This is a genomic window from Streptococcus sp. 2018162, from assembly GCF_019754175.1.
Lineage (GTDB): Bacteria > Bacillota > Bacilli > Lactobacillales > Streptococcaceae > Streptococcus > Streptococcus hashimotonensis.
Map to the genome: position 1 here is coordinate 81,768 of NZ_JAIJZP010000002.1, position 23,999 is coordinate 105,766.

The 23,999-nt window shown below is 39.6% G+C and carries 27 protein-coding genes; 21 read left to right on the top strand and 6 right to left on the bottom strand.

Annotated features, from left to right (window positions below; genetic code table 11):
* Positions 1 to 10: 10 nt before the first annotated feature.
* The 3 genes from K5Q22_RS02735 to K5Q22_RS09730 all read right to left on the bottom strand — a co-directional run bounded on the left by K5Q22_RS02735 (position 11) and on the right by K5Q22_RS09730 (position 1,179).
* The gene (locus K5Q22_RS02735) at positions 11 to 94 is read right to left on the bottom strand and encodes a 23S rRNA methyltransferase attenuation leader peptide (RefSeq protein ID WP_001814874.1); all 84 of its coding nucleotides are present in this window, start codon (positions 92 to 94) and stop codon (positions 11 to 13) included.
* Positions 95 to 202: 108 nt separating this feature from the next.
* Positions 203 to 373 (bottom strand): hypothetical protein, encoded by a 171-nt coding sequence (locus K5Q22_RS02740; RefSeq protein ID WP_002941306.1) that lies wholly within the window; start codon positions 371 to 373, stop codon positions 203 to 205.
* A gap of 554 nt (positions 374 to 927) precedes the next feature.
* Positions 928 to 1,179: a hypothetical protein gene (locus K5Q22_RS09730; RefSeq protein ID WP_001845478.1), complete on the bottom strand. Its 252-nt coding sequence runs from the start codon at positions 1,177 to 1,179 to the stop codon at positions 928 to 930.
* Here K5Q22_RS09730 and K5Q22_RS02745 point away from each other — a divergent pair.
* The 11 genes from K5Q22_RS02745 to K5Q22_RS02795 all read left to right on the top strand — a co-directional run bounded on the left by K5Q22_RS02745 (position 1,163) and on the right by K5Q22_RS02795 (position 11,546).
* Entirely contained in the window at positions 1,163 to 1,366 is a 204-nt protein-coding gene (locus K5Q22_RS02745) for an excisionase (RefSeq protein ID WP_000814511.1), read from the top strand. The two genes, K5Q22_RS09730 and K5Q22_RS02745, sit on opposite strands and share 17 nt — an antisense overlap.
* Positions 1,367 to 1,447: 81 nt before the next feature.
* Positions 1,448 to 2,665, top strand: coding sequence for a tyrosine-type recombinase/integrase (locus tag K5Q22_RS02750; protein ID WP_001291561.1), 1,218 nt, complete (start codon positions 1,448 to 1,450; stop codon positions 2,663 to 2,665).
* A 268-nt stretch (positions 2,666 to 2,933) separates the two neighbouring features.
* Positions 2,934 to 4,103, top strand: coding sequence for an ABC transporter substrate-binding protein (locus K5Q22_RS02755; protein WP_044668681.1), 1,170 nt, complete (start codon positions 2,934 to 2,936; stop codon positions 4,101 to 4,103).
* Positions 4,104 to 4,303: 200 nt separating this feature from the next.
* Positions 4,304 to 5,191 (top strand): branched-chain amino acid ABC transporter permease, encoded by an 888-nt coding sequence (locus K5Q22_RS02760; RefSeq protein ID WP_012027482.1) that lies wholly within the window; start codon positions 4,304 to 4,306, stop codon positions 5,189 to 5,191.
* 2 nt (positions 5,192 to 5,193) lie between these two features.
* A complete protein-coding gene (locus K5Q22_RS02765; RefSeq protein WP_002937293.1) occupies positions 5,194 to 6,141 on the top strand; it encodes a branched-chain amino acid ABC transporter permease in 948 nt (315 codons plus the stop codon).
* Entirely contained in the window at positions 6,141 to 6,905 is a 765-nt protein-coding gene (locus K5Q22_RS02770; RefSeq protein ID WP_002937291.1) for an ABC transporter ATP-binding protein, read from the top strand. Before K5Q22_RS02765 ends, K5Q22_RS02770 begins: the two co-directional genes overlap by 1 nt.
* Positions 6,905 to 7,615 (top strand): ABC transporter ATP-binding protein, encoded by a 711-nt coding sequence (locus tag K5Q22_RS02775; RefSeq protein ID WP_002937288.1) that lies wholly within the window; start codon positions 6,905 to 6,907, stop codon positions 7,613 to 7,615. Before K5Q22_RS02770 ends, K5Q22_RS02775 begins: the two co-directional genes overlap by 1 nt.
* Before the next feature lie 237 nt (positions 7,616 to 7,852).
* Positions 7,853 to 8,608 (top strand): epoxyqueuosine reductase QueH, encoded by a 756-nt coding sequence (locus K5Q22_RS02780; protein WP_205013499.1) that lies wholly within the window; start codon positions 7,853 to 7,855, stop codon positions 8,606 to 8,608.
* Between the two features lie 83 nt (positions 8,609 to 8,691).
* Complete coding sequence (locus K5Q22_RS02785) at positions 8,692 to 9,348, top strand: CBS domain-containing protein (RefSeq protein WP_002935353.1); 657 nt, start codon at positions 8,692 to 8,694, stop codon at positions 9,346 to 9,348.
* Between the two features lie 93 nt (positions 9,349 to 9,441).
* Positions 9,442 to 10,269, top strand: a complete 828-nt coding sequence (locus K5Q22_RS02790; RefSeq protein WP_205013500.1) for a hypothetical protein — start codon at positions 9,442 to 9,444, stop codon at positions 10,267 to 10,269.
* 5 nt (positions 10,270 to 10,274) lie between these two features.
* Entirely contained in the window at positions 10,275 to 11,546 is a 1,272-nt protein-coding gene (locus K5Q22_RS02795; protein WP_205013501.1) for a toxic anion resistance protein, read from the top strand.
* Positions 11,547 to 11,583: 37 nt separating this feature from the next.
* Here the strand turns inward: K5Q22_RS02795 and K5Q22_RS02800 are convergent, their stop codons facing one another.
* Positions 11,584 to 12,450, bottom strand: a complete 867-nt coding sequence (locus K5Q22_RS02800; RefSeq protein WP_002935357.1) for a YitT family protein — start codon at positions 12,448 to 12,450, stop codon at positions 11,584 to 11,586.
* Positions 12,451 to 12,976: 526 nt separating this feature from the next.
* Between K5Q22_RS02800 and tmk the strand changes: the two genes are divergently transcribed.
* The 9 genes from tmk (at position 12,977) to K5Q22_RS02845 (ending at position 19,897) form a co-directional block, all read left to right on the top strand.
* Entirely contained in the window at positions 12,977 to 13,615 is a 639-nt protein-coding gene (gene tmk / locus K5Q22_RS02805) for a dTMP kinase (protein ID WP_044671010.1), read from the top strand.
* Positions 13,612 to 14,496, top strand: a complete 885-nt coding sequence (locus tag K5Q22_RS02810) for a DNA polymerase III subunit delta' (RefSeq protein ID WP_205013502.1) — start codon at positions 13,612 to 13,614, stop codon at positions 14,494 to 14,496. Before tmk ends, K5Q22_RS02810 begins: the two co-directional genes overlap by 4 nt.
* Before the next feature lie 19 nt (positions 14,497 to 14,515).
* A complete protein-coding gene (gene yabA / locus K5Q22_RS02815; protein WP_002935361.1) occupies positions 14,516 to 14,833 on the top strand; it encodes a DNA replication initiation control protein YabA in 318 nt (105 codons plus the stop codon).
* A 1-nt stretch (position 14,834) separates the two neighbouring features.
* A complete protein-coding gene (gene rsmI / locus K5Q22_RS02820) occupies positions 14,835 to 15,698 on the top strand; it encodes a 16S rRNA (cytidine(1402)-2'-O)-methyltransferase (protein WP_205013503.1) in 864 nt (287 codons plus the stop codon).
* Between the two features lie 469 nt (positions 15,699 to 16,167).
* Entirely contained in the window at positions 16,168 to 17,259 is a 1,092-nt protein-coding gene (gene serC / locus K5Q22_RS02825) for a 3-phosphoserine/phosphohydroxythreonine transaminase (protein ID WP_205013504.1), read from the top strand.
* Positions 17,259 to 17,816 carry a GNAT family N-acetyltransferase gene (locus K5Q22_RS02830; protein ID WP_136670257.1) on the top strand — a complete coding sequence of 186 codons (558 nt, stop codon included), beginning with the start codon at positions 17,259 to 17,261 and terminating at the stop codon, positions 17,814 to 17,816. Before serC ends, K5Q22_RS02830 begins: the two co-directional genes overlap by 1 nt.
* Before the next feature lie 53 nt (positions 17,817 to 17,869).
* On the top strand, positions 17,870 to 19,051 hold the full coding sequence (locus tag K5Q22_RS02835; RefSeq protein ID WP_205013505.1) for a phosphoglycerate dehydrogenase: 1,182 nt from the start codon (positions 17,870 to 17,872) through the stop codon (positions 19,049 to 19,051).
* A 2-nt stretch (positions 19,052 to 19,053) separates the two neighbouring features.
* On the top strand, positions 19,054 to 19,560 hold the full coding sequence (locus tag K5Q22_RS02840; protein ID WP_105151221.1) for a methylated-DNA--[protein]-cysteine S-methyltransferase: 507 nt from the start codon (positions 19,054 to 19,056) through the stop codon (positions 19,558 to 19,560).
* Entirely contained in the window at positions 19,544 to 19,897 is a 354-nt protein-coding gene (locus K5Q22_RS02845) for an arsenate reductase family protein (RefSeq protein WP_002935368.1), read from the top strand. The genes K5Q22_RS02840 and K5Q22_RS02845 overlap by 17 nt, the downstream gene beginning before the upstream one ends.
* A gap of 16 nt (positions 19,898 to 19,913) precedes the next feature.
* Here the strand turns inward: K5Q22_RS02845 and K5Q22_RS02850 are convergent, their stop codons facing one another.
* Together K5Q22_RS02850 and K5Q22_RS02855 are read right to left on the bottom strand one after the other, a co-directional pair.
* Positions 19,914 to 20,813, bottom strand: a complete 900-nt coding sequence (locus K5Q22_RS02850) for a cation transporter (RefSeq protein ID WP_029179005.1) — start codon at positions 20,811 to 20,813, stop codon at positions 19,914 to 19,916.
* Positions 20,814 to 21,209: 396 nt separating this feature from the next.
* Positions 21,210 to 22,037 carry an exodeoxyribonuclease III gene (locus tag K5Q22_RS02855; RefSeq protein ID WP_012775042.1) on the bottom strand — a complete coding sequence of 276 codons (828 nt, stop codon included), beginning with the start codon at positions 22,035 to 22,037 and terminating at the stop codon, positions 21,210 to 21,212.
* A gap of 155 nt (positions 22,038 to 22,192) precedes the next feature.
* On the opposite strand from K5Q22_RS02855, the gene K5Q22_RS02860 reads away from it, so the two are divergent.
* Positions 22,193 to 23,854 carry a hypothetical protein gene (locus K5Q22_RS02860; protein ID WP_205013506.1) on the top strand — a complete coding sequence of 554 codons (1,662 nt, stop codon included), beginning with the start codon at positions 22,193 to 22,195 and terminating at the stop codon, positions 23,852 to 23,854.
* Positions 23,855 to 23,999 lie beyond the last annotated feature (145 nt).

The following is a 23,999-nucleotide window of genomic DNA, read 5'->3' on the forward strand; positions in this document are numbered from 1 at the left end:
TCTAACGTATTTATTTATCTGCGTAATCACTGTTTTTAGTCTGTTTCAAAACAGTAGATGTTTTATCTACATTACGCATTTGGAATACCAACATGACGAATCCCTCCTTCTTAATTACAAATTTTTAGCATCTAATTTAACTTCAATTTATAGTGTAACACAACAAGATGATATGTTCAATATAAAAGTTATGGAATGAGTCTCATACTTCCAATTCGATGCCAGATTTAAAGGATATGACGAAGTGTTCTTCATAGACTGTAACGCTCTGGATTATCTTCCTTAGTAGCAAGCGATTAGCTTTCACAAAATCTTCTGTTTGTAGTTTTAAAAATTCATCAGGATTTTCTAACTCAACCTCAAAATATTTCATTTTACATTCCCTCATTTCATTTATTGATAAATTGAGTTTACAAAAAAGAGTGGACAATTTTTGTCTACTCTTAACCTTTAAAATAGTTTTTTTTAATCGATTTGAAGTTGCCTAAATTATTACTTATTCGGTAAAATGAAGTATTGCTTTCAACAGATTTCCTTCAACTACACTTCACTTGATTCAAACAAGGTGGGTACATTTCTATTCCCACAAACTCCTTGTCAATGGAAACAAACACGTACCCACAGGGTAAATGGAAATAGAAACTGATAATTTCTAGCTATCACTTCTACTCATTCCAAAAATTTTCTCACTCTGATACTTACCCACCATAAAGCAAAAAGCCTTGCAATCAAGGCTTTCATTATCCCTTTCGTTCCAAGGTTTCTAGGCTTTTACGAGCAGTGCGACACACTCGACGTGTTTTGATAGGCTAACGAGCCATTGTTCTTTGAAAACTGAATAAAAGTAATCGAATACGTTTCGATAAGAAAAGAGCCAACGGAACTAACCGCCATGACCTATCTTATAAAGATAGCGAGCGATTCATGTTAGTGATCCGAGAAGCAATCTTTAGCAGGATTGCCTGCAACGACATTCTTATCGTGATAATGATACTCCCATACAGTCAATAGTCCGAGCGTGATAAAACCGTCGCAGGCAATGAGTATGGCTACATGAGAACCATGCAGGGGTGGAACTCCCGTGAGCTTTGCTAAAGCTGTTCGATTGCTGGTAAAACAACTTTTATGAAATCCAAATAAGTGATTTGGAAAGGAGGATTTTATGAAGCAGACTGACATTCCTATTTGGGAACGTTATACCCTAACCATTGAAGAAGCGTCAAAATATTTTCGTATTGGCGAAAACAAGCTACGACGCTTGGCAGAGGAAAATAAAAATGCAAATTGGCTGATTATGAATGGCAATCGTATTCAGATTAAACGAAAACAATTTGAAAAAATTATAGATACATTGGACGCAATCTAGCGTCGCCAAAGGGTCTTGTATATGATAAAATAGTATTAAGTCGTATCAAGGCTCTTTCCATAAAGGAAAGGAGCAAATGCCATGTCAGAAAAAAGACGTGACAATAAAGGTCGAATCTTAAAGACTGGAGAGAGCCAACGAAAAGACGGAAGATACTTATACAAATATATAGATTCATTTGGAGAACCGCAATTTGTTTACTCGTGGAAACTTGTGGCTACAGACCGAGTACCAGCAGGAAAGCGTGATTGTATCTCACTTAGAGAGAAAATCGCAGAGTTACAGAAAGACATTCATGATGGTATTGATGTTGTAGGAAAGAAAATGACACTCTGCCAGCTTTACGCAAAACAGAACGCTCAAAGACCAAAGGTTAGAAAAAACACTGAAACTGGACGCAAATATCTTATGGATATTTTGAAGAAAGACAAGTTAGGTGTAAGAAGTATTGACAGTATTAAGCCATCAGACGCTAAAGAATGGGCTATTAGAATGAGTGAAAATGGTTATGCTTATCAAACCATCAATAACTACAAACGTTCTTTAAAGGCTTCATTCTATATTGCTATACAAGATGATTGTGTTCGGAAGAATCCATTTGACTTTCAACTGAAAGCAGTTCTTGATGATGATACTGTCCCTAAGACCGTACTAACAGAAGAACAGGAAGAAAAACTGTTAGCCTTTGCAAAAGCTGATAAAACCTACAGCAAAAATTATGATGAAATTCTGATACTCTTAAAAACAGGTCTTCGTATTTCAGAGTTTGGTGGTTTGACACTTCCAGATTTAGATTTTGAGAATCGTCTTGTCAATATAGACCATCAGCTATTGAGAGATACTGAAATTGGGTACTACATTGAAACACCAAAGACCAAAAGTGGCGAACGTCAAGTTCCTATGGTTGAAGAAGCCTATCAAGCATTTAAGCGAGTGTTAGCGAATCGAAAGAATGATAAGCGTGTTGAGATTGATGGATATAGTGATTTCCTCTTTCTTAATAGAAAGAACTATCCAAAAGTGGCAAGTGATTACAACGGCATGATGAAAGGTCTTGTTAAGAAATACAATAAGTATAACGAGGATAAATTGCCACACATCACTCCACATAGTTTGCGACATACATTCTGTACCAACTATGCAAATGCAGGAATGAATCCAAAGGCATTACAGTACATTATGGGACATGCTAATATAGCCATGACGCTGAACTATTACGCACATGCAACATTCGATTCTGCAATGGCAGAAATGAAACGCTTGAATAAAGAGAAGCAACAGGAGCGTCTTGTTGCTTAGTAGTACAAATGAATTTACTACTTATTTACCACTTCTGACAGCTAAGACATGAGGAAATATGCAAAGAAACGTGAAGTATCTTCCTACAGTAAAAATACTCGAAAGCACATAGAATAAGGCTTTACGAGCATTTAAGAAAATATAAAAAGATAATTAGAAATTTATACTTTGTTTATTTTAAAAATTTTTTCTTTTTTTGTTGACAATTTTCAGATAATTCAGTATATTAGATACATCGTAAAATTTAAGAAAGATTTAAGGAGTTTTCATGAAAACAAGAAAATTTGCAGTAGCGCTTGCTACATTTGCCTCTGCAGCTCTACTTGCTGCATGTGGTAATGTTTCGACAACCAATACTTCAGCCGCAGGTTCTTCTGTAGGTGATACATTTAAAATCGGCTACAACTTGGAGTTGTCAGGTGCTGTTTCATCCTATGGTCAAACAGAGGAAAAAGGTGCCAACCTTGCCGTGAAAGAAATCAATGCTGCGGGTGGTATTGACGGCAAAAAAATCGAAGTGATTACAAAAGACAACAAGTCTGAAACAGCAGAGGCAGCTACTGTTGCAACAAGCTTGGCAAGTGAAGGGGCAAACGTTGTGATTGGTCCTGCTACATCAGGAGCTTCAGCAGCCTCTATTCCAGCATTGACATCTGCTGGTGTTCCTATGATTACTCCTTCAGGAACTCAGACAAACTTGGTTGTGAACGATAAAGGTGAGGTCCAAGAATACTTCTTCCGTACAACCTTTACAGATGGGTATCAAGGTCAAATTATGGCTAAATACGCTACTGAGAACTTGTCAGCTAAGAAAGTTGTTCTTTACTTTGACAACTCTTCTGATTATGGTAAGGGTGTAGCAGAGGCTTTCAAGAAGGCTTACAAAGGAGAAATCGTTTCAGAAATTACATTTGCTTCTGGCGATAAGGATTTCCAAGCTGCTTTGACAAAATTGAAAGATAAAGAATTTGATGCCATCATCATGCCTGGTTACTACAATGAAACAGGTACAATTGTGAAGCAAGCACGCGGTTTGGGTATTGACAAGCCAATTCTTGGTTCAGATGGTTTTGACTCACCACAATTTACTGAATTGGCAACTGCATCAGCAGCATCAAATGTTTACTACCTTTCTGGATTTGTAACATCAGCAAGTGAAAAAGCAAAAGCATTCTATGATGCCTATGTGAAAGAATACAATGAAGAGCCATCAATGTTCTCAGCTCTAGCTTACGACTCAGTTTACATGGCAGCAGAAGCAGCAAAAGGTGCAGCTGATTCAGCAGCAGTGAAGGCTAATCTTGCAGCTCTGAAAGACTTTGAAGGTGTGACTGGTACAATGTCTGTTGACAAAGAGCACAATGTCGTTAAATCAGTTTATGTTGTTGGTTTAACAAACGGAGAAGAATCGTCTGTAGATACTATCTCTATTGACTAATAGTGGATGAAAAGAGGGAATTCCCTCTTTTTCACTTGTCAGAATGTGTAGAATAGTATACATGCGGATATAAAATTTGGTTAAATTTTCTGTAATTTTAATGATTAAACTCTCTATCTAACTTGCTTATTTTCAGAAAATTTTGTATAATGTAACAATGCTATTGAGCTCGAAAAATATTTAGAAAGATTGGTGAACCTATGCTTCAACAACTTGTCAATGGTTTGATTCTTGGTTCTGTTTATGCCCTTTTGGCCCTTGGTTATACCATGGTGTACGGAATTATCAAACTCATTAACTTCGCCCATGGTGATTTGTATATGATGGGTGCTTTTATGGGGTACTTCCTATTAAATAATTTAACTTTTATTGCAGATGGTGGAACACGTTTCTTTGTTGCTCTCATTCTAGCGATGGTAGGGACGGCTATTCTCGGTGTCGTTATAGAGTTTTTAGCCTATCGTCCTTTGCGTAATTCAACGCGTATAGCAGCTTTGATTACGGCTATCGGTGTATCCTTCTTCTTGGAATACACTATGATTAAATTCTTTACAGCAGACGTAAAAGCCTTTCCACAAGCAATCGAAGCTGTGACTTTTAACCTTGGTCCAGTTTCTGTTACCAATATCCAGTTGATTATTCTTGGTGTATCGCTTGCGTTGATGGTCGCTCTTCAATTAATTGTCAAACGTACAAAAATGGGGAAAGCCATGCGTGCGGTTTCTGTAGATAGCGATGCAGCTCAGCTTATGGGGATCAATGTAAACCGTACAATCAGCTTTACTTTTGCTCTTGGGTCAGCTCTTGCGGGTGCTGCGGGTGTTCTCCTAGGTCTCTACTACAACCAGATTGAGCCTTTGATGGGGATGACCCCAGGTTTGAAAGCCTTTGTAGCGGCAGTATTGGGCGGTATCGGTATTATTCCAGGTGCTGCGCTTGGTGGCTTCGTTATCGGTATCATCGAAACATTCACCTATGTGATTGAATTCGATACTTTCCGTGATGCGATTGTATATACTGTTTTGATCATCATCCTCTTGGTGCGTCCAAGTGGTATTCTTGGTAAAAATGTGAAAGAGAAGGTGTAACCATGAAGCAAAATTTAAAAGTTAATGCGATTTGGTTGGCTATCTTATTGGCTGGTTTTGGGCTTATTCAAGGTCTTGTATCAGCAGGGATTCTGAATTTTTACTACATCCAGATTGTTCAGCAAATCGGTATTCAAATTATCTTGGCAGTTGGTTTAAACTTGATTGTTGGTTTCTCAGGTCAATTTTCACTTGGTCATGCTGGTTTTATGGCTATTGGTGCTTATGCAGTAGGTATTCTTGGGAAAATGATGCCAACTTATGGTGGATTTGCTATCGCCTTGATTGTTGGGATGTTAATCTCAGGTGCAGTGGCTCTTTTAGTTGGTATTCCAACCCTTCGTTTGAAAGGGGACTACCTTGCAATTGCGACTCTTGGTGTTGCAGAGATTATTCGTATTTTAATTATCAATGGTGGTAGTGTAACGAATGGTGCAGCAGGTATTATGTCTATTCCACTCTTTACAAGCTGGCCTTTAGTTTATATTTTTGTAATCATCACAACCTTGGTGACAGTTAACTTTTTGCGCAGTCCGATGGGACGTGCTACAATTTCTGTTCGTGAGGATGAAATTGCGGCAGAATCTGTAGGTGTCAATCCAACATTTGTGAAAGTTTCAGCCTTTGTATTTGGTGCCATGACGGCAGCCATTGCAGGTGGTCTCCATGCAGGATACGTTGGGACAATTGTTCCGAAAGACTTTGCCTTTATGACCTCCGTTAACGTTTTGATTATCATTGTATTGGGTGGTTTGGGCTCTATCACAGGTACCTTTGTAGCAGCCATTGTACTTGGTATTTTGAACGTATTCCTCAAGAGTTACTCTGATATTTCAATGATTATCTATTCATTAGCTCTTATTCTCTTGATGATTTTCCGTCCTGGAGGTCTTTTGGGAACTAAGGAATTCAGCGTAGCAGCTCTACTCAAGAAGAAGGAGGTTAAGTAATGGCATTACTTGAAGTAAAAGATTTAACCAAGAACTTCGGTGGCCTGACTGCCGTTGGTGACGTGACCATGGAACTTCATGAAGGGGAATTGGTTGGTCTTATCGGTCCAAATGGTGCTGGTAAAACGACTCTTTTCAACCTCTTGACAGGTGTTTATGAGCCAAGCGAGGGAACAATTTCTCTTGCAGGGACTATTTTGAACGGTAAAGCACCATCAAAAATTGCTTCGCTTGGTCTTGGTCGTACTTTCCAGAACATTCGTTTGTTCAAAAATATGACCGTTTTGGAAAATGTTTTGATTGGTCTTGGCAATCATGGTAAATCAGAAGTATTTGCAAGTTTCTTCCGTCTTCCAGCATTCTATAAGAATGAAGAAGCGTTGAAAACAAAAGCGATTGAACTTTTGAAAATCTTTGATTTGGATGGAGATGCAGATACATTAGCTAAAAATCTTCCTTACGGTCAACAACGACGTTTGGAAATCGTTCGTGCCCTTGCGACTGAACCAAAAATTCTTTTCTTGGATGAACCAGCGGCTGGTATGAACCCACAAGAAACGGCGGAATTGACCCAACTTATCCGTAAGATCAAAGAAGAATTTGGCATTACTATCATCTTGATCGAACACGATATGAGCTTGGTTATGGAAGTGACGGAGCGTATATACGTATTGGAGTACGGTCGTTTGATTGCCCATGGTACACCAGAAGAAATTCGTAATAACAAGCGTGTAATTGAAGCCTACCTTGGAGGTGAAGCTTAATGGCAATGTTAGAAGTAAAAAATCTTTCCGTTAACTACGGTGTTATCGAAGCTGTTAAAGATGTTAGCTTTGAGGTTAATGAAGGTGAAGTTGTAACACTTATCGGCGCTAATGGTGCTGGTAAAACCTCTATCCTTCGTACTATTTCAGGACTTGTTCGTCCGTCAGCTGGAACAATTTCTTTCCTTGGAAATGAGATTCAAAAAGTTCCTGCACGTAAAATCGTAGCAGACGGTTTATCACAAGTTCCAGAAGGTCGTCATGTTTTTGCAGGCTTGACTGTTATGGAAAACTTGGAAATGGGTGCCTTCCTTCGTAACAATCGTGAAGAAAACCAAGCAAACTTGAAAAAAATCTTTGCTCGTTTTCCACGTTTGGAAGAACGTAAAAACCAGGATGCAGCTACCCTTTCAGGTGGTGAGCAACAGATGTTGGCAATGGGACGTGCCCTAATGAGCCAACCAAAGCTCTTGCTCCTTGATGAACCATCAATGGGCTTGGCTCCAATCTTCATTCAAGAAATTTTTGATATTATCCAAGATATTCAAAAACAAGGAACAACAGTCCTCTTGATTGAGCAAAATGCCAACAAAGCTCTCGCTATTGCAGATCGTGGCTATGTTCTAGAAACAGGAAAAGTTGTCCTCTCAGGAACAGGAAAAGAACTCCTCGCATCAGAAGAAGTCAAAAAAGCATATCTGGGTGGCTAAAATGAGGCTGACGCCTCATTTTAGGTTGGAAATGAGAACCGCTGGTAAGCGGTTTTCTTTATAAGTGGGTTACCCCACGTTTTAAGTTGGAAATAGGAAACGCCGGCAGGCGTTTTTCTTTATATCAAGGCCCGTGGGGACCTTTTTAGGTGGAAATGGGGAGTGTTCTCTCATGTTGTTACTATCTATGCAGTGGTCTTCAAATATAGTATAATGAATGTATATTTGGAGGTTTGTATGATTAAAGTTGAAGAGATTTTATCGACTCTATCACCGAATCAAAAGGTTAACTATGATAAAGTATTTCAAAAAATGGCGAGCACGTGGCAGGAAGCGGGGCTTCGACCGAAAATTCTCATGCATGTCTGTTGTGCACCATGTTCGACCTATACATTGGAGTACTTGACTCAATATGCAGATGTAACCATCTATTTTGCGAATTCCAATATTCATCCAAAGGTGGAGTACCAGCGGCGGGCAGCCGTGACGGCCCAGTTTGTCAAAGAATTTAATCAGAAAACTGGACAGTCGGTAGGCTACCTAGAAGCTGACTATAGCCCTCAGGAATTTTTCAAGAAAACTCAGCATCTAGCCAATGAGCCAGAGGGGGGAGATCGGTGTAAGGTTTGCTATGATTATCGGTTGGATAAGACTGCGGAGAAGGCAGTTGAGCTTGGTTTTGACTATTTTGGTTCGGCTTTGACAATCAGTCCACATAAGAATTCGCAGACCATTAATGCTGTTGGGATTGAGGTGCAGAAATTATACGATACCCAGTATCTTCCGAGTGACTTTAAGAAAAACGGAGGCTATCAGCGTTCAGTTCAAATGTGTGAAGAGTATGACATTTATCGCCAGTGCTATTGTGGCTGTGTCTATGGAGCCAATGCCCAAGGTGTCAATCTCGTACAGGTAAAAAAAGAAGCTTTGGAATTTTTAAAAACGCACAGAGATTATTCCCACATTCCTTTCAAGGTACTGGATAAGAATTGATTTTCATTTCTTTTCATTAAATATTGAAATCGTTTTCGGATTTGTGGTATAATAAAGTATGATTTACCAAAGGAGGAAGTCCTATGTCTGTTAAAGATTTTATGACCCGTAAAGTTGTTTATATTTCACCAGATACAACCATTGCACACGCTGCAGATATTATGCGTGAACAGGATTTGCACCGTCTACCTGTTATTGAAAATGATAAGTTGGTTGGTTTGGTCACTGAGGGAACGATCGCAGAAGCTAGTCCATCGAAAGCAACTAGCCTATCTATTTACGAGATGAACTACCTTTTGAATAAGACTAAGGTCAAGGATGTGATGATTAAGAATGTTATTACAGTCTCAGGTTACGCTAGTCTTGAAGATGCTGCTTATCTCATGTATAAAAACAAAGTGGGGATTCTTCCAGTTGTTGATAACGGTCAACTGTATGGGGTCATTACTGATCGTGATATTTTTGCAGCTTTTCTTCATGTCTCAGGTTATGGAGAGGAAGGAGTACGCGCTCGGTTCCTTGTTGAAAATAAGGCAGGGGAGTTAGAAAAAATTATTCGATTGGTGGCAGATAAGGATTATAATATTGTATCTACTGTACAACTTGCTACCAAGTCTGGAAAAGTTGTCATCGAAGTGCAGATTGACGGAAAAGTTGATGTTGAAGAAGTTCGAACTCTTTTCGAGGGTGCAGGTATCCAAGTGGATAGCTTGGTTCCGACTGTTGCTAAAAATATTTAAAAACCGAGATTTCTCGGTTTTTTTCTTTAGCTATCATTCTAGTATTTTAGGGGAATGTGATATAATAAAGTATATCACGTATGAGGAGGCTCTATGGGGCACAAATATAAAAAATATAAGAAATATGGTAAAAATAATTCAGGACTTGTGGCCCTCCTTGTTTTATTGGCAATCGGTTTTGTCATGAGTTTCTGGTATATCTTATTGCCCATTGGGCTCCTAATTGGCTATTTTTACAAGAGAGAGGCTATCCAGCGTTTTTTGAATAGAGATTCTATAAAACGCTTGCAGGTATTAGCGCTATCTATTCGTTCGGGCTATGAAAAGCATCAAGAGCTCTTGGTGGAAAAGGGTGAGGATAAGGTTGTGTTACAGTTGCGAAGCAGACTGTTAGGACAATTATTTGAATTAGATCAGCTCTATCAAAAAGTTGGAAAATATCTGAATGGATATGAAAGTAAAGAGGTTGTAGATACCTTGCAACTAAAATATCATTTAAAACTGCCAGAAGCTAAAACAGAAGAAAATACTGACGCACAGGTTTCTACTAGTGGTAATGCTGTGATGGATGAACAAGGCATGATAGCGGATTTAGCTCCTGAAATTCTAGAAACCTATTGTAATATTCAAAGAGACAATCTTGTTATTCTTGAAAAGCTGGAAAAGGCGACAGATAAGCGGGAAGAATTGACAGCTATCCATGAGGCCAATATGAGTCGGTTTAACGATATTTTACAGGGCTATTTGAAAATCAAAAAATCACCGAAAGATTATTTCAACGCAGAAGAACGATTGGTGCAGGCAAAATCAGCCATGGAAATTTTTGATAAGGATTTGGATGATACCATCAAACAATTTAACGAAGCGGATATGAAAGATTTTGAAGTCAGTCTGCGTATGATGAAAAGAGAAGAGGAATAGAGAAGATGTCAGGATTTAATTTCGATATTGATCAGATTGCTAATAATAGTTTATCAACCAAAGATAAGACAACAGAGCTTATTCAAGCGACTCCGACTGGAGATAATTCAAAAGTTTCTTTCTTGGCGCAGTTGACACCGGAACAACAAACAGGTATTCGTGCCAAGGCTCCCCAATTGGTGGATAACTTCTTAGCTAATCAAAATGCCCTCTTGGATTTTGGTAAGGAAGCGGTAGAAGAAGTCAATGCCACGGTTAATCACATTTTGTCAGAACAGAAGAAGATTGAAATTCCACAAGTGGATGAGCTTTTGGCCAATACCAACCGTGAATTGAATGGCTTTGTGGCTAAGTATAAGGACATTTCCACAACTGCTGAATTAGAAAAGAAACCAGGTTTTTTCCAACGCCTGTTCAAGCAGACCAAGAATGATTTGCAGGAATTTTATTTTGATTCGCAGACCATTGAAAAGAAAATGGATAGCATGGCAGCCAGTGTGGTCAAGCAGGAAGAAGTGTTGGCACGCAATATTGTTTCTGCAGAGCTTTTGATTGAAAGTAATACCAAGTCTATCGAGAATTTGGTGGGGGTCATCGCCTTTATTGAAGCGACTGGTCAGGAAGCTGCAGAGCGTGCAAAATTGGCACAAGAAAACCTCGCAACTTTAGCACCGACCACAGTTGATTACCAAGTAGCTTCTGAGAAGTTGGCACGTGTAACAGAGGTTGCTAATATCCTCGAACAACAACATTCTGAGTATATGAGTCGCTTGTATGTTGCGTGGACAACGACACCGCAGATGCGTAATCTGGTCAAGGTTTCTTCGGATATGAAACAGCGCCTTGGGATGTTACGTCGCAATACTATTCCAACAATGAAATTGTCCATTGCACAGTTGGGCATCTTACAACAATCTATCAAGTCTAGCCAGACGGCAGATGCGATTGTCAATGCTAATAATGCTGCCCTTCAAATGCTTGCGGATACATCAAAAGAAGCCATCCCGATGATGGAACGCACAGCTCAGAATCCGACCCTTTCAGTAGCATCTGTTACCAAATTGGCAGAAAGTTTGGTTGCCCAAAATAATGGCATTATTGCAGCTATTGATGAAGGGCGTCAGAAACGTCGGGAGTTGGAAGCAGCTATTGTACGATCTGCAGAGACTATCAATGATTCTGTTAAGCTACGCGATCAAAAAATCATTGCTGCTTTGCTGGAGCAAGGAAAAGAAGCACAGTCTGAGGCAGAGAAACCACTTGAAACCAATCAATAATATAAAACCTGCAGTTCAGCGAAACTGCAGGTTTTATTTAATGCCGTTCTATTGGTTTTTTATCTCTATCTAAAGTAAATCCCTCACCGAGTACTTCATGTGCGTCTGTAATGGTGATAAATGCGTGGGGGTCAATGCGATGAATAAGCTCCTTCATCTCTTGGAGTTGGCTCTTATATATGACTGAGTAAATCATGTTGACATCGGCTTTGCTGTAGAAACCTTGTGCTTTGATAAAGGTGACACCACGCTCGATTTCACAATCAATAGCCTGAGCCAATTGGTCAGATTTTTGGGAAACAATCATAACTCCCTTGCTACCATATCCGCCCTCCGTGACAAAATCAATAACCTTGGAAGCAATAGCAACCATCATTAAAGTATATAGAACTGTTCGGAGGTCTTTAAAAACAATAACAATCAGAGTTAGGATGAGGATATCAACTGCAAGAATGATTTGTCCAATGGAATAAGGTAGGAATTTATGACCGATACGAGCAATAATATCGCTTCCCCCAGTCGTTCCGCCAGCACGGAAGATGGTTCCTAATCCTAGTCCCATAAGAATCCCACCAAGGATACTAACGAGTATCAAATCCTGTTGTAGATTGATTGAAAAATGGATTTTTTCAAAAATGGCCAACCAAAAGGTAACGCTAAAGGTTCCTAAGATACTGAGATAGAGAGTCTTCTTTCCGAGTATTTTCCACCCGAGGATGAACAATGGAATATTAATCACAATGTTCATTATCCAAGGTTGAATATGAAAAAGGTAGTAAATAATCAGCGTCAATCCAGTTGCGCCACCCTCAAATAAACGATTAGGCATGATTAAATAATTTAGTCCAAAGGCAAATAGCCCTGCACCAAGCAAAATAAGTAAAATATTTTTCAAACGAACCATAAGCATCTCCGAATATGTGTATATATCAATTTTAAAAGATTTTCTCCTTAAAAACAAGTCAATTTTCAAGTGATTTTTTGACTAATTTTTGGTAAAATGGAATGAATATCTAAGAACCAGTATTCACAAGTGAAATGCTTGTATATATGGTCATTTAGTTTCTCTTTTATTACTTCTACGAGCGAGGAAGCGTCGTTTCCTTATTTGCAAGTTCAAACGGGAGTGGGAAAGAACTCGACTGGTCTAAAAAGAGTTCCCCTCACTTCCAAGCAGTTGGCTCGGGCTAAAATAGTCCACTGTACTATTTTATTCCCACCCCCGCACAGCTCCAACTATCTCTCAGATAGTTGGAGCAAGTACTAAAAGTAAACTAAACGACTATAAGAGATAGTTTTTCACTAATCAAGGCAGTTTTTTTGAGGGAATACTGACTGTATTTTGAAAAAAACTAACGAAGACTAGTTGAAAAACTAGCCTTAGATGGAAGTGCTGAACTGTGCATACAGGTTCTAAGAGCGAGGGAAAGATGAGAAACGGTTTTTTTATTACATTTGAAGGCCCAGATGGAGCTGGAAAAACAACTGTATTGCAACAGTTATTGCCAGCCTTGCAGGAATTGGGGCCAGAAGTAGTCACAACTAGAGAGCCAGGTGGAGTGGCTATTGCAGAAGAAATTCGCAATATTATTCTGAATCCTGCAAATACAGCGATGGATGATAAGACGGAGCTGTTATTGTTCATTGCAGCACGACGTCAGCATTTGAAAGAAAAGATTCTTCCTCCCTTGGTACAAGGGAAATTGCTCTTGATTGATCGTTTTATCGATTCCTCTATTGCCTATCAAGGATTTGGACGGGGTTTGGATATAGATGACATTCATTGGCTTAACCAGTTTGCAACAGATGGTTTAAAACCAGATTTAACTCTCTATTTTGATATTGATACAGAAGAAGGGCTGGCTCGAATTGCCCGCAATGCTGACCGTGATGTGGATCGCTTGGATATGGAAAAAGCAGATATGCATAGACGGGTGCGTCAAGGCTATCTTAGTATTTTAGAGCAGGAACCAGAGCGGTTGGTAAAGATTGATGCCAGTCAGCCACTAGAGGCTGTTGTTGCAGATGCTCTGGCGGTCATTAAGAAACGGTTTGCAGAAAGAACATGAAGATTGAAGAACTTAGAAACTTACAACCCAGTGTATTTCAACGTTTTGTGACAATTTTAGAGCAGAGACGTTTGGCACATGCCTATCTATTTTTAGGTGACTTTGCTAGTTTTGATATGGCAATTTTTCTCAGTCAATCGTTATTTTGTCAGGAGAAAGAAGGCGTCCTTCCTTGTCAGAAGTGTCGGTCCTGTCGTCTAATTGAAGCAAATGAGTTTTCAGATGTTACTGTTATTGCACCGCAGGGAAATGTTATCAAAACAGATACGATACGTGAATTAGTTAAGAATTTTTCACAATCTGGATTTGAATCCAATAAGCAGGTTTTCATTATTCGTGATGCTGAGAAAATGCATGCTAACGCAGCCAACTCTTTGCTAAAAGTGATTGAAGAACCTCAGTCAGCCATTCACATCTTCTTATTGACCAATCAGGAAGAAGCTGTCCTTCCTACTATCAAGAGTAGGACACAGATTATAGGTTTTCCTAAAAATATTCCGGCCATGGAGCGAATGTTAGAAGAGGAGGGCTTGTTAAAAACACAAGCGAATCTCTTAGCTCAACTGGTTTCAAGTCAAGAAGAAGCGAAAAAGTTAGCAGAAAATAAAAACTTTTTAGATTTGATGGGACAGACAAAGAAATTTACAGACTTGCTCTTGGTGGATCCTACACGTGCTTATTTGCAAGTTGGAATCCTAGTGTCTTTAGCTGTGGAAAAAGCTGAGCAGGGACGTTTGTTTGACCTTCTGAGTCTGATATTATCTGAGAAAATGATGGACTCGGCAAACGTACGTGAAAAAATGGATGCTGTTCTTAAGGCTAAGAAGATGTGGCAGGCAAACGTAAGTCTACAAAATAGTCTAGAGTATATAACTCTGTAAAATAAAAGAAAGGGAGATAATGGATAAAAAAGAAATTTTTGATGCCCTAGATGATTTTTCGCAAAATCTTCTAACCACGTTGGCAGAAGTGGATGCTATCAAAAAGCATTTACAGGGAGTTATTGATGAAAATACGACCCTCCGTTTGGAAAATTCCAAGTTGCGCGAACGTTTGGAAAAAGAAGATAAGACAGGCCATAAATCTTCCAACTTTGGTAAGGAGAATTTGGAGAATATTTACGAAGATGGTTTCCATATTTGTACCTTCTCTTATGGTCAACGTAGGGATAATGATGAACCTTGTATGTTCTGTGTAGAATTATTGAATCGAGATTAGGATGAAAGTACAAAAATCATTTAAGGGACAGACGAATTTTGGGACTTTATATCTGGTGCCAACGCCTATTGGAAACTTACAGGATATGACATTCCGAGCTGTTCAGACCTTGAAAGAGGTGGATATAATTGCAGCGGAAGATACGAGAAACACAGGCCTCCTACTCAAACATTTTGAAGTAGAAACCAAGCAAATATCCTTTCATGAACACAATGCCCATGAAAAAATTCCAGTTTTGATTGATTGGCTCAAATCTGGTCAGTCCATTGCGCAAGTTTCTGATGCAGGCCTGCCTTCCATTTCGGATCCTGGTCATGACCTGGTACGGGCAGCGATTGCGGAAGATATTCCTGTTGTAGCGCTTCCAGGAGCATCGGCAGGAATTACAGCCTTGATTGCATCTGGTTTGGCACCCCAGCCACATATTTTTTATGGATTTTTACCGAGAAAAGCGGGGCAGCAAAAAGAATTTTTCCAAGAAAAAAAGACCTATCCTGAGACGCAAATTTTCTATGAATCTCCATATCGTGTGGCAGATACCTTAGAAAATATGTTGACAGTTTATGGTGATCGTCAGGTAACGGTTGTTCGAGAATTGACCAAGTTATACGAAGAATACCAGAGAGGAAGCATTTCCGAATTACTAGAGTATTTGGAAGAAAATCCACTTAAGGGAGAATGCTTGATTATTGTCGAGGGTGCTGGTGAGGAAGTCTATCCTTCTGCTGACAAAGTGGACTTGAAGGCTGAGGTAGAAAGGGAAATTGCAAGTGGCATAAAACCTAATCAGGCTATCAAAGAAGTGGCCAAACGCTACCAACTCAAAAAACAAGAAGTATACGATATATATCATGGACTAGGTTAAGGCCTAGTTTTTTGTATGTTTATGCAAGCTTATACTCTTCGAAAATCAAAATTATCCGTTGTCAACTTTCCTTGATGAGTGAAAAGCACTAGTGGATCTTTTCAGCTTGTTACCTTGAAATGAGAAAGTAACAGAGTTCTATCGTCGGCTTAATGACGCGAACACAGTTCTCTATACTTCCAGCCTTCAACTATATCCCCGCTAGGCTACTTTTGATTTTCATTGAGTATTAACATGCAGATAACAATTGGCGACACTCCCAAACAGTCAAATCTGGTCATAAAATTTTCATTGAAAACTGATAAATCCCTGTGAGGCAAGTGCCTTCGTTTATGGCTAAAAGTAAGAGGAGCTTTAGGAAGTAGAATAAATATAAGAAATCCGAATATTTTTACAAAATAATCATATTTTATGGAATTGTCTGAATATTTGTGATATAATGAACAGACTAACTTAATGGAGGGATTTTATGACAATCTACAACTTCTCTGCAGGTCCTGCAGTATTGCCAAAACCAGTGCTTGAACGCGCTCAAGCTGAATTCTTGGACTACAATGGTTCGGGAATGAGTGTTTTGGAGATGTCGCATCGCTCCAAGGACTTCGATGATATTATTAAAGGTGCTGAAGCAACGCTTCGTGAATTGATGGCCATTCCAGATAATTACAAGGTTATTTTCTTGCAAGGTGGAGCTTCTTTGGAATTCACAATGATTCCCCTCAACTTCGCTCAAGGCAAGAAAGCCTACTATCTTGTAGGTGGCTCATGGGGTAAAAAAGCCTATACTGAGGCTGTGAAGCTGTCTAAAACAATTGCCTTTGAACCAATTTTGCTTGGATCAACTGAAGATATTACCTACGCAGAATTGCCAACCTTCGATAAAAATGATATTGATCCAACTGCTGCTTACGTGCATTTGACAACCAATAACACTATTGAAGGAACAGCAGTTTATGATATTCCTGACACCAATGGTGTGCCAGTCATTGCTGATATGTCTTCAAACATCTTAGCAGCTCGCTATAATGTTGAAGATTTTGCCATGATTTATGCTGGCGCTCAGAAAAATATTGGTCCTGCTGGTGTGACAGTGGTGATTGTTCGTGAGGACTTCCTCAATGATCAACCAATGCTTTCAAGCATGTTGGACTACCGTATTCAAGCAGAAAATGACTCTCTTTATAATACGCCACCAGCTTATTCTATCTATATTTCTAAACTCGTCTTTGAATGGGTAAAAGAAATTGGTGGTGTTGATGAGATGGAGAAAATCAACCGTGAAAAATCTGGTTTGCTTTATGACTACATCGATCAGTCTAATTTCTATACAAACCCTGTTCGTAAAAAAGAAGAGCGTTCGGTAGCCAATATTCCTTTTGTTTCACCAAGCGGGGAATTGGATGCCAAGTTTGTCAAAGAAGCGACAGTGGCAGGCTTTAAGAACATCAAGGGACACCGCTCTGTTGGAGGGATGCGGGCGTCGCTCTATAATGCTTTCCCACGTCAAGGTGTGGTTGAATTGATTGAATTCATGAAAAAATTTGCAGCGGAGAATGCCTAATGGAAATTAGATTAGCACATCCAAATGAGATGGAGGCTATTGCCAATATTCTTGAAGATGCTCGCGCATTTCTAGCAACCTCTGGTATTAATCAATGGCAGGGAGAGTATCCAAATAAAGAGAATATCTTTGATGATATTCTTTCTGGCCAAGGTTATGTTGGTCTAGTGGACGGTAAGGTGGCAGCTTATGCCGCCGTTCATCGTGGTCAAGAAGCAGAATATGAGGCCATATATGAAGGAAAATGGCAGCACAATCATCCTGTATATACAACATTTCATAGAATTGCAGCAGCTGACGAATTTCGTGGTCAAGGAATCATACAAACTTTTTTGCAAGGTTTAATTGAAGGTCAAAAAGGACCGGATTTCCGCTGTGATACCCACGAGCAGAATAAGACAATGCAGCACATTCTAAAAAAATTAGGCTATGTCTATTGTGGTAAAGTCCCAATAGATGGAGAACGTCTAGCTTATCAAAAAATCAAGCACAAGAGCGAGCGGAGTCTTTACCAGGAAATCAGTGAAGACGACCGTTGGTTACTCGGAAATAATTAATGAAATAAAGAAAGAAAAGGCGGTAGCTATTCCGCCTTTTTAGGTAAAAATATATGGTATTTAGCGTACGTACTTTTAACAATATCAATCAAATTGGTCTTAAGGAATTAGGCAATAAATTCCAGATTGACGGAGATCATGCAGCAAATCCAGATGCCTTTATTATTCGATCTGAAAATTTGCATGGATTTGATTTTCCTGAAAATCTAAAAGCTATTGCCCGTGCGGGTGCAGGGACTAACAATATTCCAATCGAAGAGGCAACAGAGAAAGGTATTGTGGTCTTTAACACTCCAGGTGCCAATGCCAATGCCGTAAAAGAGGCAGTCATTGCTTCCATCCTTTTGTCAGCACGTGACTATATCGGAGCGACGGCATGGGCAAATACATTGTCAGGAGATGATGTACCTAAGCAAGTTGAAGCAGGTAAGAAGCAGTTTGCTGGGACAGAAATTTCAGGTAAGACTCTTGGTGTTATCGGACTTGGTGCTATTGGTGCGCGTATTGCCAACGATGCCCGCCGCTTGGGAATGAATGTTCTCGGTTACGACCCTTATGTATCAGTAGAAACTGCATGGACCATTTCAAGCCATGTCAAACGTGTGGATGATTTAAAGGAAATTTTCACCAACGCCGATTACATTACTGTTCATGTTCCTTTGACAGATAAGACACGAGGACTCTTCAATGCGGATAGCTTTGGCCAAATGAGAAAAGGAACAACCTTGATCAACTTTGCCCGCGGTGAATTGGTTAATAATGCTGATTTGTTTGAAGCAATTGAGGCAGGAGTTATCAAGAACTATATCACGGATTTTGGGACAGCAGAAGTGCTCAACAAGGACAACATTATCGTCTTCCCGCACGTTGGTGGGTCAACAGAGGAAGCAGAGCTCAACTGTGCCATTGCTGCTGGTCAGACCATTCGTCGTTTTATGGAGACGGGTGAAATTATCAACTCAGTTAACTTCCCAAATGTGAAACTATTCCTAGATGCACCGTATCGTATTACCTTGATTAATAAGAATATTCCTAATATGGTAGCAACGATTACAACGGCTGTATCTGAGTTGGGAATCAATATTGATAATATCATCAATAAGTCTAAAGGTGACTATGCCTATACTTTACTTGATTTGGATGAAGCGGATAAAGTGAAAATTGAGCAGTTGGTTGCTAAATTTGAAGCAACGGATGCAATTGTTAAAGTGCGTGTCATTCAGAATAAAAACTAATCATGCTGTATAAACAAATCTATCACAGTCCACTTGGGCCCATGTCATTAATAGCTAGTGATAAGGGATTAAGAGGGGCCTGGTTTGAAGGGCAAAAATATTTTGAACGAGGCTTGAACGAGAAAGCTATTTTAGCCTCCCATCCCATTTTAGACCAGACAGCTCGATTGCTTGACAAGTATTTTTCAGGGGATCAGGTGGACTTTTCAACCCTTCCATTAGAAGCTGTGGGAACAAATTTCCAAGAGCGTGTCTGGCAATTATTGAAGATGATTCCGATTGGTCAGACGACTACCTATGGACAATTGGCTCAGCAACTGGGCCTTCGTTCTGGTCAGGCAGTAGGAGGTGCAGTTGGGCGTAATCCTTATTCTATTATTGTTCCTTGTCACCGAGTTCTCAATCAGAAAGGACAGTTGACAGGTTATGCAGGTGGACTGGATAAGAAAATCTGGCTCTTGCGACATGAGAATCCAGAATTTGAGGTGAAAGATGATTTTATTTTATGAGTATCCAAAATGTTCGACTTGCCGAGCAGCAAAAGCAGAGTTGAAGAGTTTGGGATTGGAATTTGAAGCTATTGATATTAAGTCAACACCGCCTAGTGCTGAGGAGCTAAAAGCTTGGATGGAGGCGACAGGACTAGAATTGAAAAAGTATTTTAATACTTCTGGTAATAGCTATCGTGAATTAGGCTTGAAAGATAAGTTTGATAGTCTTAGCTTGGAGCAGGCGCTGAATCTTCTAGCTAATGATGGTATGCTGATTAAGCGTCCCCTACTGATTCAGGATGGTAAAATCTTACAGATTGGCTATCGAACAAAATACGAAAATCTCGGTTTATAAGCCGAGATTTTGTTTATTATAGCGCATATTCTATTGAAATATATTCATGATGTTTTTTCAAAAGATAGAGCATCTGAGGCTTATCTTCTAAGAGTTTTTGGATAATTTCGTGATGGACATTGTGGAGATGGATTTTAACGCGAATCTTCATGCCTTGTTTGAAAATATGGATTTCGACATCATTGCTATCTTCCTTTAAGTAAGGCTCCAATAGCTGATAGATAGAATCATGTATTTCAGGGAAATGGATCGTTCCGTTGGCGAGTTCCTTGAAAGATGCCACTAATAAGTTCCAAGGTTCCTTAAATGAAATGATTGCTAGTGCTAGTGTCAAAAAGAAGTCACCAGTATAATGCAGGAAGCCTAACCAAGAGTTGATAGGAACAAGATAGAGCAGAAGGATTGCGATTCCAATTGCACCTGAAATGAGTCCGTCTATAAGGTTGCCTTTTGCTTCTGCTAATATGATAGTAGACAGATGATTGACTTTGGCACTCATATGGCGGTTGTATAGGTAAAGCCCCATGCAGACAAAAAACATGGTTATGGTATAAGGTAGAACGGGACCGGTAGTCATTTGATGACCGATTCCATGAACAAAGTAAGCAAAGGCTGTCGCGCTAGTTTCAAGTACAGCAAATACAAGGAGTAGTAGAGTTGCGAGAGATTTCATGATAGCGTAGAGAGGTTCTAGAAAATACAGTCCTTGAGGAAATGTCTCGGTTTTCCGATGGCTATTTTTCGATATGTAAACTGCAACTAAGGACGAAATAAATGCTATTAGAGAAAAGACTCCGTCTAGGAGGAGGGCATTTAGGTCAGTCATGATATAAACGGCAATGCCTGCTAGTCCAGATAAACCGTTCACAACAGAGGAAACAGTTAGAGATTTGCGTTCGATAATTTTATGGTCCATAATCCCTCCTTTTAATGGTATATCTATATATTTATTTTACCATAAAATGACATCGCTTTCAAATCAAGCAAATTAAAACAAGGTAGAGTGATAAGAAATAAAGGCTCAAAACCCTTGCAATAGACCTACGGGTTTTAAGCCTTTAATATCTGTTATCTGATAATTGAAATCATGTTATACTCTTCGAAAATCAAAATCAGACGTTGTTGACTTGATTTGATGAATGAAAGGCTCCAGTGGAACCTTTCAGCCTGTTACCTTGAAACAAAATAGTAACAGGGTTCTATCTGCGTAAGTAGAAACGAACTACGTTCGCTCTATCTCCAACCTCCAAAGGTTCCCCAAACCTTTGGAGCTAGTCTGATCTTGATTTTCATTGAGTATTAATATCCACTATTAGAATGAAATCTCCATTACAATTGGTGTATGGTCCTGACGAGCACCGGAGTCAATCATATCTGACTTACTTACTTTGTCGGCGATGCGGTCGCTGACAAGCCAGTAATCAATTCTCCAGCCTGTGTTGTTGATTTTACTGGTGCGGCTACGTTGTGCCCACCAAGTATAGGCGTTGAGAACATCACCGTGCAAGTGGCGGAAGGTATCTGTAAAACCTTTTGCGAGAAGATTTGTAAAACCTTGACGTTCTTCATCTGTAAATCCTGGAGATTGACGGTTACTTGCGGGATTAGCAAGGTCAATTTCCTTGTGAGCAACGTTGTAGTCACCTGTTGCAAGAACAGGTTTGTGGCTATCAAGTTTTGCTAAGTAGTCAGCATACTGTACATCCCAGATTTGACGGTCAGCAAGTCGTTTCAAGCCATCACCAGCATTTGGCGTATAAACTTGTGTGACATAGAAGTCGTCAAATTCTAGCGTGATGATACGCCCTTCAGAATCCATGGTTGTTGGAGCACCAATCTCAGGGAAGGTAATGGTTGGAGTTAGATGGTTTTTGTAGAGGAAGAGCGTACCAGCATAGCCTTTGCGAGCTGGTTCTACAGATGAACGCCAGGTATTGGCATATCCAGGGAAGTAGCTTTCCAAAATTTCTAGATGCTTTTTAGTCGGTCCCTTATCTGACAATTTTGTTTCCTGAATGGCGATAATATCAGCGTCTTCTGTCACAAGTGTATCGATGACTGCGCGTGATAATAGGGCGCGAGGAGATTCTGCAGTCAATGCAGCGTTAAGAGAATCAATGTTCCAAGAAATGAGTTTCATAATTTTCCTTTTCTAGTCTGTTACTGTTTTACATTATACCAAAAATAAAAGTTGCAGGCGAATATGGAAACTTGAAAAAAATTTTATAATTCTTGTATTATAACATTAAAATTGTGATACAATAGAACTAATAAATCTGTGTCAAGGAGGTTATTATGAAAAGAAAATTATTTGTTTTTGCCTGGTTAGCCCTAGTTTTGGAAATGCTAATCTACTACTGGTACCAGCTGCCTGCTTTAAATATTTTGAGCGTGGACTTCTGGATATTTTTCCTTCAATCTGTCGGACTGGTTTGGCTCATACTTTCCATGTTCAGCTCCAAAGGTGCTTTTCAAAAGGTGACTAAGATTTCTGGTCGCCAAAGACAAGTGGATACCTATCAGATTAAAACCTCGCAACTGCCAGCTTACTTAAAATGGTTGGGACGAATTTGGGCATTGGTTGTCCTGGCTTTGTTGGGGCTGGGGCTTATCAACTCACGTGTATTTCGTGCTAAGGATTACGCTGCTGTCATAAGCGTCAAGGATGCGGATTTTAAAGCAGATTTTCCTGAAACAGACATATCCAAATTGGCCCTTTTAGATCGTGCCTCAGCCGAAAAAATCGGTGATACTTATCTAGGTACCATTGACAAGGTCTCCCAGTTTGGCATTTCGGATGATTATCGCCAGATTACTATCGGTCAGCAACCATTCCGTGTATCGCCTTTGGAATATAAGAATTTTTGGAAATGGCTGAGCAACCATCAAGATGGGATTGGTTACTACGTGAAGGTTAATCAGACAACAGGGAAGGCAGAACTTGCCAAGTTGAGCAAAGCCATGCACTATTCAGATTCTGAATTTTTGCTGAATGATACCTTACGTCATCTTCGCCTGCAATACCCGACAACTATTTTTGGGAAACCATCCTTCGAAGTGGATGACCAAGGAAATCCGTATTATATTGCAACGATTTACGAGCCAAAATTTGGACTTTCATCAAATGATCCGATTGGTGCTATTGTATTGGATGCAGTAACAGGGGAAAGTAAGAAGTATAGTCTGGAAGATATTCCAGAGTGGGTAGACCGTGTTTATTCGGCAAACAATGTTATCAGCCGTGTAGATGACCACTATACTTATCAAAATGGTTTCTGGAATACCATTTTCAGTCAAACTGGTGTGAAAAATACAACAGACAGCTATAATTATATTTCTATCGGCTCAGATATTTATCTCTACACAGGTATCACCTCAGCAACTGCTGATTCATCCAACCTTGGATTTATTCTTGTCAATATGAGAACTCGTGAAATTACCAACTACAAATTGGCTTCGGCGACTGAAACAGCAGCGCAAGAATCCGCAGAAGGAGAAGTGCAGGAAAAAGGCTATAAAGCCACTGCTCCAAGCCTGGTTAAGTTGGCAGATACAGCTTACTATTTAGTATCCTTGAAAGATGATGCCGGCTTGGTTAAATCATACGCTCTTGTTGATGCTGAAGATTATCAACAGGTTACTGTTAACAACGATATTGCGCTCTTAATTTCTCAAGTCACAGGAACGGATGCTTCTAGCCTTTCAGGATTGACGGTGACTGAAAATGGAGAAGTTGGTGAACAGACTGAGGTTATCAGTGGAAAAGTAGAAGCTTTAGCGAGTCAGACAATTGGCGGTACGACAATCTACTATATTGAGTCTGAGGGCAAGATTTATAAAGTCAAAGCAACGGAAGATAGTACAGATCGTTTACCGTTTATCAAAGTAGGAGATCACTTTAGCGGTCAGTTAGATAAGAAAAATTATCTTAAAAACTTTAAGGTTAATCCAGAATAATCATAAGAAAGAGTGAGGTAGACAAGCCTTGCTCTTTTGCTTGTCATCACCCATGCGAAATATTTCAACTTATGGTATAATGGGGCGTTGTGGTTCTCTGACAGGAATCGGTAGCTTGTTCTGTCGAGTATCCCTATTCTTATTC